This is a genomic window from Intrasporangium calvum DSM 43043 (assembly GCF_000184685.1).
GTDB classification, from domain to species: Bacteria; Actinomycetota; Actinomycetes; order Actinomycetales; family Dermatophilaceae; genus Intrasporangium; species Intrasporangium calvum.
The window spans coordinates 1,785,667-1,799,506 of sequence record NC_014830.1; the positions used below are offsets into that span (position 1 = coordinate 1,785,667).

Annotated in this window: 9 protein-coding genes; 7 read left to right on the forward strand and 2 right to left on the reverse strand. The window is 70.9% G+C overall.

The window, feature by feature from the left end:
* Positions 1–4 precede the first annotated feature (4 nt).
* Together INTCA_RS18645 and INTCA_RS08015 are read right to left on the reverse strand one after the other, a co-directional pair.
* The gene (locus tag INTCA_RS18645) at positions 5–811 is read right to left on the reverse strand and encodes a GNAT family N-acetyltransferase (protein WP_013492407.1); all 807 of its coding nucleotides are present in this window, start codon (positions 809–811) and stop codon (positions 5–7) included.
* Between the two features lie 37 nt (positions 812–848).
* Positions 849–3,068 carry an MMPL family transporter gene (locus INTCA_RS08015; RefSeq protein WP_013492408.1) on the reverse strand — a complete coding sequence of 740 codons (2,220 nt, stop codon included), beginning with the start codon at positions 3,066–3,068 and terminating at the stop codon, positions 849–851.
* A gap of 75 nt (positions 3,069–3,143) precedes the next feature.
* On the opposite strand from INTCA_RS08015, the gene INTCA_RS08020 reads away from it, so the two are divergent.
* The 7 genes from INTCA_RS08020 to alaS all read left to right on the forward strand — a co-directional run bounded on the left by INTCA_RS08020 (position 3,144) and on the right by alaS (position 13,840).
* Positions 3,144–4,487 (forward strand): replication-associated recombination protein A, encoded by a 1,344-nt coding sequence (locus INTCA_RS08020; protein ID WP_052338096.1) that lies wholly within the window; start codon positions 3,144–3,146, stop codon positions 4,485–4,487.
* A gap of 230 nt (positions 4,488–4,717) precedes the next feature.
* Entirely contained in the window at positions 4,718–5,863 is a 1,146-nt protein-coding gene (locus INTCA_RS08025) for an ABC transporter permease (RefSeq protein ID WP_244859886.1), read from the forward strand.
* Positions 5,864–5,950: 87 nt separating this feature from the next.
* Positions 5,951–7,714, forward strand: coding sequence for an ABC transporter substrate-binding protein (locus tag INTCA_RS08030; RefSeq protein WP_013492411.1), 1,764 nt, complete (start codon positions 5,951–5,953; stop codon positions 7,712–7,714).
* Between the two features lie 79 nt (positions 7,715–7,793).
* Entirely contained in the window at positions 7,794–8,780 is a 987-nt protein-coding gene (locus tag INTCA_RS08035) for an ABC transporter permease (RefSeq protein ID WP_013492412.1), read from the forward strand.
* A complete protein-coding gene (locus tag INTCA_RS08040; RefSeq protein ID WP_013492413.1) occupies positions 8,777–9,799 on the forward strand; it encodes an ABC transporter ATP-binding protein in 1,023 nt (340 codons plus the stop codon). The genes INTCA_RS08035 and INTCA_RS08040 overlap by 4 nt, the downstream gene beginning before the upstream one ends.
* On the forward strand, positions 9,796–10,863 hold the full coding sequence (locus tag INTCA_RS08045) for an ABC transporter ATP-binding protein (protein WP_013492414.1): 1,068 nt from the start codon (positions 9,796–9,798) through the stop codon (positions 10,861–10,863). Before INTCA_RS08040 ends, INTCA_RS08045 begins: the two co-directional genes overlap by 4 nt.
* A gap of 304 nt (positions 10,864–11,167) precedes the next feature.
* Complete coding sequence (gene alaS, locus INTCA_RS08050; protein WP_013492415.1) at positions 11,168–13,840, forward strand: alanine--tRNA ligase; 2,673 nt, start codon at positions 11,168–11,170, stop codon at positions 13,838–13,840.

Sequence of the window (13,840 nt, forward strand, 5' to 3'; positions counted from 1 at the left end):
CCCGTCACCGTCGGGTCGGGTCAGCTCGAAGGAGCCTCCGGCTCGACCAGAGGTGGTCGTCGCCGTAACCGAGGCCGTGGTAGACCCGACGCGCGACGTCGTTGTCGGAGTACAGCCCGAGGGTGCAGAAGCCGTCCGACCGGACCGCCTCGCGAGTCAGTGCCGCGGTGACGGCGAGCCCGAGCCCGGTGCCGCGCAGGTCCATGCGGACGGTGATCCCCTCGAGGATCGGGGCGCCGGAGAGCGTGCGGTCGAGGACGCCGCAGGCCACGAGAGCACCGCAGTCGTCCCGGACCCCGACCCAGCGCTGGCCCGGCGTCTCGAACGGTCGGGCGTCCGTCCGCGGGTTGGCGAGGGCGAGGAGCGCCTGGATCTCGTCCTCGTCGGTCTCGTCGAGACCGACGACCCGGTCCTCGCCGGGGACCGGGGGAGGCGCTGTGCGGGTGCACATCCACTCCCAGTCGCCGCCGGGGTCGGTGAGCGGCACGACCGACGCGAACGCCTCGAAGGCGGGGCGCTCCACCGTGGCGTGCAGGAAGCGTGGGTCGGCCAGCGGGTTCTCGGTGTCGCCGCGCCCGACCAGCTCGAGCGCCAGCCCTGCGACGTCGTCGGGACGGCCGAGGACGACGAGGCCGAGGCGTCGGGTGTGCGTGCGGCGAGGCACGATGAGCGCCGAGCCCAAGGACCAGCCGGGGCCCTCGAGGGGATCCGAGAGGTCGTGGCGGATGAAGGCGTCGCCGCCGGTCGCGGCGACCAGCTCGGCATGCGTGCCGTGGGTGGCGGCACGGGCCCGGCGGGGGCGGTCTGTCATGCGGGTCGAGTCCTTCTGTGATCCGTGCCCTGGCCGGTCAGTGGCGCAGGCCGTAGCGGGTGTGCAGGCGCCGCAGCGGGCCGGGCGCCCACCAGTTCCACCGACCCAGCACCGTCATGGTGGCGGGAACGAGGAGCATCCGCACGATCGTCGCGTCGATGAGGACGGCGGCCACGAGGGCGGTTCCCATCTCCTTGATGATGAGGATGTCCCCGGCGATGAACCCGGCGAAGACGATGATGATGAGGAGCGCCGCCGACGTGATGATCCGGCCGGTCCGCTGGAGGCCGAGGGCGACCGCCCGGTCGTTGTCCGCGCCGGCCTCGTGCTCCTCGACGATCCTGGAGAGGAGGAAGAGCTCGTAGTCCATCGAGAGGCCGAAGCCGAAGGCGAGCACGAGGAACGGCACCATCGACTCGACCGCCCCGACGGAGGTGAAGCGGAGCAGCCCCTCCAGGTTGCCGTGCTGGAACACCCACACCACGACGCCGAGAGCCGCGCCCAGGGAGATGACGTTGAGCAGCAGGGCCTTGAGCGGGATGACGACGGATCCGGTCATGAGGAAGAGAAGGACGAAGGTGCCGAGCACGACCAGCCCGATGGCCCACGGTGCGCCACGGGCCATCGAGTCGAGAAAGTCGATCTGCCCCGAGGCCTGCCCCGTGACCCAGGTCTCGAAGCCGGGCCGGAGCTGCGAGAGGGCCGTGACGAGGTCCTGCGCCTCGTTCGAGGTCGGCGGACCCTCGACCTGGAAGGCGGCGAGCTGGTGCTCGCCCCCGAGTGGGCGCACGGTGAGGTCGGTCACCCCGGGGGCCGCTTCGAACGGCTCGAGGGCGGTTCGTACCGCCGCGGTGTCGGAGGTCCGGGCAACGACGGTCACCTCGGGAGCGGCCAGGGCGGGGTAGTCGCTGCGCAGGGTGTCGAAGAAGGCCCGCTGCGGCGCTGACACCGGGAGCAGCTCGGTGCCGGAGGCCGTGAGCCGCATGTCGAGGGTGGGAGACGCGAGCGCGGCCAGCGCGACGAGACCGCCCACGATCACGACGAAGGGGCGGCGCTGGACGGAGGCGGCGAGCCGGCTGAAGGCGCCGGTGTCCTCGACGGACCGGGAGGCCCGGCGGCTCAGGCGCCCGGAACCGAGGACCGCGAGCGCGGGAACGAGGGTGACGGCCACGACCATCGCCACGAGGACGACGCTGACCCCCGCGAGACCGATCGCCCGCATGATCTCGGCCTCGAAGATGAGCAGCCCGGCCAGGGCGATGGCGACGGTGACGCCCGAGAACAGCACCGTGCGTCCCGCCGTTGCCACGGTCCGCTCCGCCGCGACCACCGCCTGCTCACGGGTCGGGGTGCCACCGGGTCCGACGGACAGCTCCTCCCTGAACCGGCTCACCGTGAGCAGCCCGTAGTCGATGGACAGTCCCAGCCCGAGGAGCGTGACGATGTTGACGACCGTCGCGTCGAGGTCCAGTGCGTGCGAGAAGGCGAAGAGGGACAGCAGGGCGCCCCCGATCGAGACGACCGCACCGGAGATGGGCATGCCCGCGGCGATGAACCCACCGAACACGAGGACCATGACGAGGAAGGTCAGGGGGAGCGCGATGCCCTCGCCCCGGACCAGATCGCTCTCGATGGTGCCGGTGATCGCCTTGATCACGTGGTGGTAGCTCCCGACGGATCCGGTGGCGCCGGGAAGTGCCTCGACCACGGTGGCCAGCCCGGCCTCGACCGAGGTTCGGGTTGCGGCCAGCTCGGAGTCGGCTCGGCCCCCCGCGAGGTCGACGATCGTGACGAAGCGCCCACGGTCGGGCGAACCACCGGCGAGGAGCGGACGGACGGCTGGGTCGTCCAGGCCCTGGGGCGAGAGCAACGGCGACCTCACCCGGACCACGCCGGCGAGCTGCGTGATGCGGCCGGTGGCGACTGCGGCGGCCTCGAGTGCCCGGGGGTCGCCCAACGGTGCCCCGTCGACCTGGAGCATGACGGTGTCCAACGACGGCTCGACCTGCTGGATGACCTCGCGTGCAGTCTGTGACTGGCCCGGTACCCGGGGCTCGCCGGAGGTCAGCCGGTCGAAGAGCGACTCGCCGGTGACGCCGCCGACCGCGACGGCGAAGGAGACCAGCGCGGCCACGACCCAGGCCAGCACCCACCACAGAGGGTGGCGTCCGGTGGACCGGCCGAGGCGGGCGAGGAGCGTCGGCGGCGCTGCTGGGCGCGTGGCTCGGGACGGCTCGGGAACGGGATGGGCGGGCACGCCAGATAGCCTTCCACAGTGACCTCCGACGACCTCTTCGGTGCCGCATCCGCGGTCGAGCGCGACCAGCGGCCGATGTCCGCAGGTGGTGCTCCCCTCGCGGTGCGCATGCGACCCCGGTCCCTCGACGAGGTCCGAGGGCAGGGCTCGGTGCTGCGTCCCGGGAGCCCGCTGCGGCGCCTGATCGAGGGCAGCGGCGGGGCAGCCGGGCCGCTCTCCGCCATCATCTGGGGTCCCCCCGGCACGGGCAAGACGACCCTGGCCCACCTGGTCGCGACCGCAGCCGACCGTCGTTTCGTCGAGCTGTCGGCGGTGACGGCGGGAGTCAAGGACGTCCGCTCCGTGATGGAGTCGGCGGTCCGTGAACGCGATCTCTACGGACGACAGACGGTGCTCTTCCTCGACGAGATCCACCGGTTCACCAAGGCTCAGCAGGACGCACTCCTGCCCGGAGTCGAGAACCGCACGGTCATCCTCGTCGCGGCGACCACGGAGAACCCCTCGTTCAGCGTCATCGCGCCCCTGCTGTCCCGGTCCGTCCTCATCACGCTGGGCTCCTTGTCCGACGAGGACATTCGGGACGTGGTCCGGTCCGCCCTCGTCGACGAGCGGGGGTTCGCCGGGGCGCACCTCATCGACGACGATGCGATGGACCACCTCGTGCGAACGTCCGGGGGTGATGCTCGTCGCGCCCTCACCTCGTTGGAGGCCGCGGCCGGCGTGGCTCTCGACGCCGAGCCTGCAGGGCGGACCGACGACACACTCGTCCTCATCGGGCTCGCCCACGTCGAGCAGGCCATCGCTCACGCGGCCGTGCGCTACGACCGGACCGGTGACCAGCACTATGACGTGGCAAGCGCCTTGATCAAGTCGATGCGTGGCAGCGACGTCGATGCCGCCCTCCACTACCTCGCACGGATGCTCGAGGCCGGGGAGGACCCGCGCTTCATCGCCCGACGGATCGTCATCGCCGCCAGCGAGGACGTCGGGATGGCGGACCCGACGGCGCTGCAGACCGCCGTTGCCGCCCTGCACGCCGTGGCCCAGATCGGGATGCCCGAGGCGCGGATCATCCTCGCGCAGGCCGTCGTCCACAACGCCCTGGCGCCGAAGTCCAACGCGGCCTACGCGGCGATCAACGCCGCGATCGCCGATGTCCGGGCCGGCCGGGGAGGGGCGGTGCCGGCGCACCTGCGCGGCAGTGGATACGCCGGGGCGGAGCGGCTCGGTCACGGGGACGGCTACGTCTACGCCCACGACGAGCCGGACGCCGTCGCCCGCCAGCAGTACCTGCCCGACGACCTGGAGGGAAGCACCGCCTACTACCTGCCGACGGATCGCGGCTTCGAGGAACGCCTGCGGGCCCGGCTCGAGTGGCTCCACGAGCGGCTCGGGAAGGGCAAGCGACCGCAGAGCTGAGCCTCCAGGGCATCGACGGGCGCACATTATGCGGTCGACCGGTCCAGAAGCGTAACGATTTGTGAATTTTGGCCGTCGAACCCGGTGACCGGCGCGACGCTCTGTGGCAGAGTCACCCCCGGTTCCGTCATGGGGCCGGGCGCGTGCGCCCGCCCCGTCGGCAGGGGCCGCTGGTCCACGACCCGTGACCAGAGCACTCGTCACCCCGATGCGTGGACGGAGACACCTCGTTGAGCAGTCCGGGCGCCACCGACGCCTTCGCGCCGACCACGGTGGGCCCGCCCGGAGCGCAGTCCGTCGAGCCGCCGCCGGACTCCCGCGTCACCCGGACCGGTCGAGCGGGCCGAGCGGGCGTGGTCGGCCGAACCGGAGGCCCCGGCGTGCCCGGCGTGCCCGGCGTGCCCGGCGCGCCCGGCCGGACGGCTGGGACCGGCCGCTCGCCCGGTCAGGTCGCCTGGGACCGCCTACGGGGGGACAGGGTCGCGATCGCCTGCGCCGTGGTCATCCTCTTCTTCATCCTCGTGGCGGTCTTCGCCCCGTTCCTCACCAGCCTCCAGTCGGTCGACCCCCTCACCGGCACCCAGGCGGACCCGTACACCACGCACACCGAGCTGCTCGATCTCAACGGGTTTCCCACTGAGGGAACCAGCTCGGCCCACTGGCTCGGAATCGAGAAAGGCCTCGGGCGTGACCTCTTCGCCCGATGGGCCTACGGGGCCCGGCCCTCGCTCGTCATCGGGTTCACCGCGGCGGCCCTGTCGACCGCGCTCGGAGTGACGTTCGGGCTCGTCGCCGGCTACGTGGGGGGTCGCGCCGACCGGATCGTCTCGTGGTTGACCGACTTCTTCCTCAGCCTGCCCCTGTTGCTCCTCATCGTCGCCGTCGTCCCGATCGTCGAGCTCCGCTTCGGCGAACGGGGCTCGCTCACGGCCGAACAGACGTCGACGATCCGGTTCTGGGTCGTCATGGCGGTGCTCGTGACGTTCGGCTGGATGGGACTGGCCCGTCTCGTGCGGGGGGAGGTGGTCAGTCTGCGGGAGCGCGAGTTCGTCCAGGCTGCCCGCGCCATCGGGGTCCCGACCCGCCAGATCCTCCTCCGCGAGATCCTGCCCAACCTGGTCGGGCCGATCGCCGTCTCCGCGTCCATCGCGGTTCCGGCCTACATCACCGCCGAAGCCACCCTGACCTTCCTCGGTGCCGGCCTCGTGGAGCCGACCGCCACGTGGGGCCGGACCATCGCCGATGCCCAGAACTCCTTCCGGAGCTATCCCTTGTGGCTCTGGCCCCCCGTCCTCAGCATCTCCGCCCTCGTCCTGGCCCTCACCCTGCTCGGCGACGCGATCCGTGACGCCTTCGACCCGACCACGCGCCGCTAGGCGCGGCACCACGCCGACCCCTCCACCACCTCCACCCACTCATCGACCACCGGCACGGCGCCGGAAGTGCACGCAAGGGAGCCAACTATGCGCTGGACCACCGTCCTGACCGCAGCCGGAGCCGCGGTCTCCATCGGACTCGTCGCGGCCTGTGGGGCGCCCACGCCCACCGAGCAGACCGACGTCGTCCAGTTCGACAAGTCCTCCATCGCGACCGCGACATCCGGCATGCTGCCCGATGCCACGGGCCCGGCGCCGGACGTCCAGGGCGCCAAACGGGGCGGAGTGCTCACCGTCCCCTACTTCTCCACGCCCGCCAACTTCGACCCGAGCGACCAGTACTTCAACGACACGTTGGCGATCCTCGGACTGACCCACCGGGCGCTGACGGCGTACGCCGTCCGGGACGGCCAGTCGGTCCTCGTGCCGGACCTGGCCACCGACCTCGGCCAGGTGTCCGAGGACGGCCTCACCTGGACGTTCACCCTCAAGGACGGCATCACCTACGAGGACGGCTCGCCCGTGACGGCGCACGACGTGGTCTTCGCGCTCAAGCGTTCCTTCGACAAGGACCTGGCCCAGAACGCACCGACCTACCAGCGCGAGTTCTTCAAGGGCGGCACCACCTACGAGGGCCCCTACCAGGGTGACCCGAAGTGGAAGGGGGTCGAGGCGCGGAACGACAAGACGCTCGTCATCCGGCTCGAGAAGCGCTTCGAGTCGCTCCCGTACTTCGCCGCGTACCCCCAGTTCTCGCCGATCCCGCAGGCCAAGGACAAGAAGCAGGACTACACGCTCCATCCGCTGGCGACCGGCCCGTACAAGTTCAAGACGTACACGCCCGGTTCGGAGCTCGTCCTCGACCGGAACCCCGAGTGGAAGCCGGCCACGGACCCGGCGCGCAACGACTACCTCGACGGCTACCACTTCAAGTTCGGGGTCGAGGACGTCAAGGCCCAGACCGCGATCCTCGCGAGCAACGGGGTCGACGCCACGTCGCTCAACTGGAGCCCGATCGACTCCTCGCTCGTCGAGCAGATCGAGGGCCCGAAGAAGTCCCAGTTCGTCGAAGGGCCCTCGTCGTGCGTCTACACGCTCAACCTCGACACGCGGAAGATCCCGCTCGAGGTCCGCAAGGCCATCGCGGTCGCCTACCCGTACGACTCGGTCCGCAAGGCCGGCGGTCAGTCGACGCACGCCTACCTGCCCGGGACGACCTTCATCCCGCCGCAGGTGCCCGGCTGGGTCGACTACCAGGGCGTTGACGGCTTCGACGGAACCGGGGACGGCAACGCGGAGAAGGCCAGGAAGATGCTCGCCGACCTCGGCTACGGCCCAACCCGGCCGTTCGAGCTCAGCTACTACTACGAGAACGACTCCGCGGTCGCCGAGCGGGTCAACCAGGTGCGCAAGCAGAAGCTCGAGCTCGCGGGCTTCCGGGTCGTCGACAAGGGCGTCCCGGCCAAGGAACGCCGGCAGCTGGCGGGCACCATCGACGCGCCCGTGAACATGCTGCAGAGCCCGGCCGGGTGGTGTTACGACTGGCCGTCGGCGGACTCGATCTTCCCACCGATGGTGTCCTCGGTGGCCGTCTCGCAGGGCGCCACGAGCTGGGGAAACATCTCCGAGGAGAAGATCGACCAGGAGATCCGGCGCATCCAGGAGCTGCCGATCGCCGACCAGGGCCCCGAGTGGGGCACGTTCGACAAGTGGCTCTTCGAGAGCTACCTCCCGGCCATCCCGTACCAGTACAGCAAGGGCAACGCCGTCTTCGGCGCCAAGGTCCGCAACGTCGTCAACGACCCCCACCACGGACTGCCGATCATGACCCAGATCTGGATGGAGCCGTAGGCCTTCCCGTCAGTGTTTCCCCCGGGTGGGGGCGGGAGCGACCCTCCGGCCCCCACCCTTCGACCACGGAAGGTACTTCGTGCTCACGTACGTCCTGCGCCGAGTCGTCCTCGGACTGACCGTCCTGCTCGCCACTCTCGTCGCCGCGTTCCTCCTCTTCTTCGCCGGCCCGGCAGACCCGGCCCAGGCGATGTGCCCCGAGCAGCGGTGCTCAGCCGAGCGCCTCGTCGAGATCCGTGCGAACCTCGGGCTCGACCGGCCGCTCGCCGTCCAGTTCAGCGAGTACTTCGGCGGTCTCTTCGTGGGACGCGACTTCGCGTTCGCGGGGGATGTCGTGCACTGCAGCGCCCCCTGTCTCGGGATGTCCTTCCTCACGAAGCGGCCCGTCTCGGAGGAGATCTTCTCGCGCTTCCCGGCCACGGTGCTGCTCGCCCTCGGCACGGTCATCGTGTTCCTCGCCGTGGGCGTCTCGGTCGGCGTCATCACCGCCCGGGCGCGGGGGACGGTGCTGGATCGGCTCCTCATCGGCGGCTCGCAGGTCTTCGGCGCCATCCCGTACTACGTCATCGCGTTGGTCTTCGCGCTCTACCTGACGCGGATCCACGGCATCCTGCCGCAGTCCGTACCCCTGTCCCAGGGACTGCTCGGCTTCCTCGCCGGGCTCATCGCGCCCTGCCTGTTGCTCGGCCTCGTCTACTCCGCCGGGTACGCGAGGTACACGCGCAGCTCGATGATCGAGGCGCTCTCCACCGACTTCGTGAGGACGGCTCGGTCGAAGGGACTCCCCGAGGTGAGCGTCCTTCGCAGCCACGCGCTCCGGGCTGCGATCGGGCCGGTCGTCACCATTCTCGGCCTCGACGTCGCGGCCCTGCTGTCGGGCACTCTCGTGACGGAGAAGATCTTCGAGATCGACGGCATCGGCAAGCTGTCGATCGACGCGCTCGGCCGGGACTACCTCCCGGTCATCATGGGTACGGTGCTCGTCACCGCCTTCCTCGTGGTCACGCTGAACCTCGTCGTCGACGTCGCGTACTCGTTCATCGATCCGCGGGTGAGGCTCTCATGACGCCCGCTGACGTGGTCCTCGAGGTCACCGACCTGTCCGTCGCGTTCCCCACGGAGGAGGGCGTCGTCCGAGCCGTGTCGGGCCTGAGCTACCAGGCCCGCCTGGGCCGGACGCTCGCGATCGTCGGCGAGTCCGGGTCCGGCAAGTCCGTGGCCGGCATGGCGGTCCTCGGCCTGCACGACCCGCGCCGGACCCGGACGACGGGGAGCATCCGTCTGGAGGGCGAGGAGGTCGTCGGCGCGTCCGAGTGGACGCTGCAGGCGCTGCGCAGCACCACCGCGGCGATGGTCTTCCAGGACCCGATGAGCTCCCTGCACCCCTTCCACAGGGTCGGCAGGCAGGTCGCAGAGGCCTACCTCGCCCACCACTCGGTGTCGAAGGCGGTCGCTCATCAGCGGGCCGTGGAGATGCTGGACCGGGTCGGCATCCCCAACCCGCACCGGCGGGCGAACCAGTTCCCGCACGAGTTCTCGGGCGGCATGCGGCAGCGGGCCATGATCGCGCTCGGGCTCGTCAACAACCCGAGGCTGCTCATCGCCGACGAGCCGACGACCGCGCTGGACGTCACCGTCCAGGCCCAGATCCTCGACCTCCTCGGCGACCTGCGGCGCGAGTTCGGCTCGGCGGTCATCCTCATCACCCACGACTTGGCGGTGGTCGCGGAGACGGCCGACGACCTGCTCGTCATGTACGCCGGCCGCGCCGTGGAGCAGGGCCCCGCCCGGGAGGTGCTCAGCCGTCCGTCGCATCCCTACACCGAGGCGCTGCTCAGGTCGATCCCCTCCCCGTCGGAGGACGCGGCGCAGCTGCGGCCGATCCGGGGCGCCCCGCCGAGCCTGCTCACCCCGCCCCCCGGGTGCTCGTTCCACCCTCGCTGCGCCTTCAGCGACGGGATGGGCGCGGTGTGCCGGACCGACGCGCCGGCGTGGCGACCGACGCCGGGCCTGGTCAACCGGCACCTGCGCTGTCACCTCGCGGACCCGGTGGCCGCGATCGAGATCGCGGGAGGTGCCCGGTGAGCGAAACCTCACCGTTGCTCCGAGTCACCGGCCTGGTGCGACACTTCCCGTTCCGTGAGATGCAGGGCCTGCGGATGACGACGGCCACCGTCAAGGCCGTCGACGGGATCGACTTCAGCGTGCGAGCCGGCCGGACCCTCGGGATCGTCGGCGAGTCTGGTTGTGGCAAGTCGACGACGGCTCGGCTGCTCACCCGGCTCGACGAGCCGACCGGCGGCCGGATCGAGTTCCGCGGCCGCGACATCAGCCACGTGGGGGAGTCGCAGCTGCGCTCGTTCCGCCGGGACGTGCAGATGGTCTTCCAGGACCCGTACAGCTCGCTGAACCCGCGTCACACGGTCGGCTCCATCCTGCGCACGCCGCTGCGCGTCCACGGGCTGCACCCCGGACGCGAGAAGGCACGCGTGAGGGAGCTGCTCGAGCTCGTCGGCCTCGGCCCCGAGCACGCCAACCGCTACCCGTCGGAGTTCTCCGGTGGTCAGCGCCAACGGATCGGGATCGCCCGGGCCCTGGCCGTCGAGCCGAGACTCATCGTCGCCGACGAGCCCGTCTCGGCGCTCGACGTGTCGATCCAGGCCCAGGTGATGAACCTGCTCGCCACCTTGCGCACCGAGCTCGGCCTCGCCTTCGTGCTCGTCGCTCACGACCTCGGCGTGGTCCGACACTTCTGCGACGAGGTGGCGGTGATGCACCTGGGCAAGATCGTCGAGCACGGCGAACGGCGACAGATCTACGCGGCGCCGGTGCACCCCTACACGCAGGCGCTCCTTTCCGCCGCTCCCGACATCAACGTCGTGCGCGGCGCCGCACCGAGGGAGCGGATCCGCCTCGCCGGAGACGTGCCCAGCCCGATCGACCCGCCGAGCGGCTGCCACTTCCGGACCCGCTGCTGGAAGGTGCGGGAGGTCTGCCACCGGCAGGAGCCGCCACTCGTCAGCGTCGAACCCGTCGGTCCACCCGCTCCGCCGGGGTCGGGGCCACACCGGCACGCGTGCCACTTCCCCGAGGTGCGAAGCCGGGTCGTGGCCCAACCGCCCGCCGGAGCCGGTCCGCGGCGACCGTGACCCCACTCCCGCGGGGGTGAGCCTTTCACGAGGGCCGAACCCAGCGGCATACGGCAGGAGTCCTCGTATGCCGCTGGGCTCGCTCCCGTGACCCGGCAAGGTCGACTTTGGGCGGGCTCAACCTCGGTCGGCTAGGGTGAGAGGCCATGGATGTGTGCGAGATGACCGGCCCGGTGCAGCGTTGCCGGACGGGTGCGCGAGTCGCCGGGTGGGCCCGAGCTCCCCGGGGGGCAGCCGCGCGCGCGTGAGCCCCGGTTGCCCCCGCCCCGACCTCATCCCACCCACATCAGCAAGGACCTGAACCATGGAAACCGCCGAGATCAGGCGACGCTGGCTCTCCTTCTTCGAGAGCCGGGGCCACACCGTCGTGCCGAGCGCCCCGCTCGTGCACGACGACCCCAACCTCCTGTTCGTCAATGCCGGGATGGTGCCGTTCAAGCCCTACTTCCTCGGTCAGGAGACCCCGCCGTACGCCCGCGCGACGAGCGTCCAGAAGTGCGTGCGGACCCTCGACATCGAAGAGGTCGGCAAGACGACCCGGCACGGCACGTTCTTCCAGATGAACGGCAACTTCAGCTTCGGCGACTACTTCAAGGAGGGCGCCGTCGCGCTCGCCTGGGAGCTGGTCACCACGCCGCAGAGCCAAGGCGGCTACGGCTTCGACGAGAAGGACCTCTACGCCTCCGTCTACCACGAGGACGACGAGGCCATCGCGATCTGGAAGCGTGTCGCCGGCCTGCCCGACGACCGCATCGTGCGACTCGGGAAGAAGGACAACTACTGGAACATGGGGGTCGCCGGACCGGGCGGCCCGTGCTCCGAGATCCTCATCGACCGTGGCCCCGAGTTCGGCGCCGACCGGGACTGGGAGGCGGGCGACCGCTACCTCGAGTTCTGGAACCTCGTCTTCATGCAGGACGACCTGTCCGCGGTGCGGGCCAAGGACGACTTCGACATCGCCGGCCCGCTGCCGAAGCGCAACATCGACACCGGAATGGGCCTCGAACGCGTCGCCTACCTGCTCCAGGGCGTCGACAACCTCTACGAGATCGACGAGGTCTTCCCCGTCATCGCCGCGGCGGAGGAGCTCTCGGGGCGCCGCTACGGGGCCAACCTCGAGGACGACGTCCGCTTCCGTGTCGTGGCCGACCACGTGCGCTCTGCGCTCATGCTCATCGGTGACGGCGTCACGCCGGGCAACGAGGGTCGGGGCTACGTGCTGCGCCGGCTCATCCGCCGCGCGGTGCGCTCGATGCGGCTCCTCGGCGTCGACGCGCCGACCCTCGAGCACCTGCTGCCGGTCAGCAAGGACCAGATGCGGGCGTCCTACCCCGAGCTCGAGCGCGGCTTCGGCCGGATCAGCCAGGTCGCCTACGCCGAGGAGGACGCGTTCCGCCGGACCCTCACAGCCGGCACGACGATCCTCGACGTCGCGGTCACCAAGGCCAAGTCGAGCGGCTCCGCGACGTTGAGCGGGTCCGAGGCGTTCCAGCTGCACGACACGTACGGCTTCCCCATCGACCTCACCCTCGAGATGGCGGCCGAGCAGGGGCTCAACGTCGACGAGGCCGGGTTCCGCCGGCTCATGGCGGAGCAGCGCGACCGGGCCAAGGCCGACGCCAGGTCGAAGAAGATGGCGCACGGCGACGTCTCCGTCTACCGCCAGGTCGCGGACTCGCTGGGTCGGGACGTCGAGTTCACCGGCTACGACGAGGTCGTCTCGGACTCGCGGGTCCGCGGTCTCATCCGCGGCGGTGAGCTGGTCTCCACGGCGCATGCCGGTGAGGAGATCGAGGTCGTGCTGGACCGGACCCCGCTCTACGCCGAGTCCGGTGGGCAGCTCGCCGACCGGGGCCGGATCCGCTTGGCCAACGGCGCGCTCATCGAGGTCCGGGACGTGCAGAAGCCGATCAACGGCCTCATCGTCCACCGGGCCACCGTCCTCGAGGGCGAGGCCGTCACGGGCGACGATGCCGAGGCGGTCGTCGATGTCGTGCGCCGCCGCTCCGTCTCCCGCGCGCACACCGCGACGCACATGGTGCACCAGGCCCTCCGTGAGGAGCTCGGCGAGACCGCCACCCAGGCCGGTTCCGAGAACTCGCCCGGTCGGCTGCGGTTCGACTTCAAGGCGCAGAGCCCGGTGCCGCTCGAGGCCATGGCCGACATCGAGGCCAAGGTCAACTCGGTGCTGCTCGACGACCTGGCCGTGACCGCCGACGTGATGTCGCTCGACGAGGCCCGTCGGATGGGTGCGCTGGCCCTCTTCGGGGAGAAGTACGGCGAGCGGGTCAGGGTGGTCTCCATCGGCGACTGGTCGATCGAGCTCTGCGGCGGCACCCACGCCCTGCGCGTCGGCCAGCTCGGCGTCGTCAAGCTGCTCGGCGAGGCGTCGATCGGCTCCGGCGTCCGACGCGTCGAGGCTCTGGTCGGCTCCGACGCCTACACGCACCTCGCTCGGGAGGCGGCCATCGTCGGGCAGCTGACCGACCAGCTCAAGGTGCGCACGGAGGAGCTGCCGCAGCGGATCGCGAGCATCCTCTCCAAGCTCAAGGAGGCCGAGAAGGAGATCGCCGCCGTCAAGCAGGCACAGGTCCTCGGGGCCGCTCCCGGACTGGTGGCCACGGCTCGGGACATCGCGGGGGTCACTTTCGTCAGCCACGACGCGGGAGACGGAGTGACCGCCGACGACCTGCGCGCCCTCGTCCTCGAGGTGCGCCGCCGGCTCGGCACCGACCGTCCCAGCCTCGTCTCCATGGCTGCCGTCTCCAACGGCCGCCCCATCGTGATCGTCGCGACGAACGACCGCGCTCGCGAGGCCGGCCTCAAGGCCGGGCTGTTCGTCCGGACTGCCGCTCAGGTGCTCGGTGGAGGTGGCGGCGGCAAGGACGACATCGCCCAGGGCGGTGGGACCGACGCCTCGATGGTGTCTGCTGCACTCGGCGCGGTCGAGCAGCAGCTGCACCAGCGAGGCGCCTGA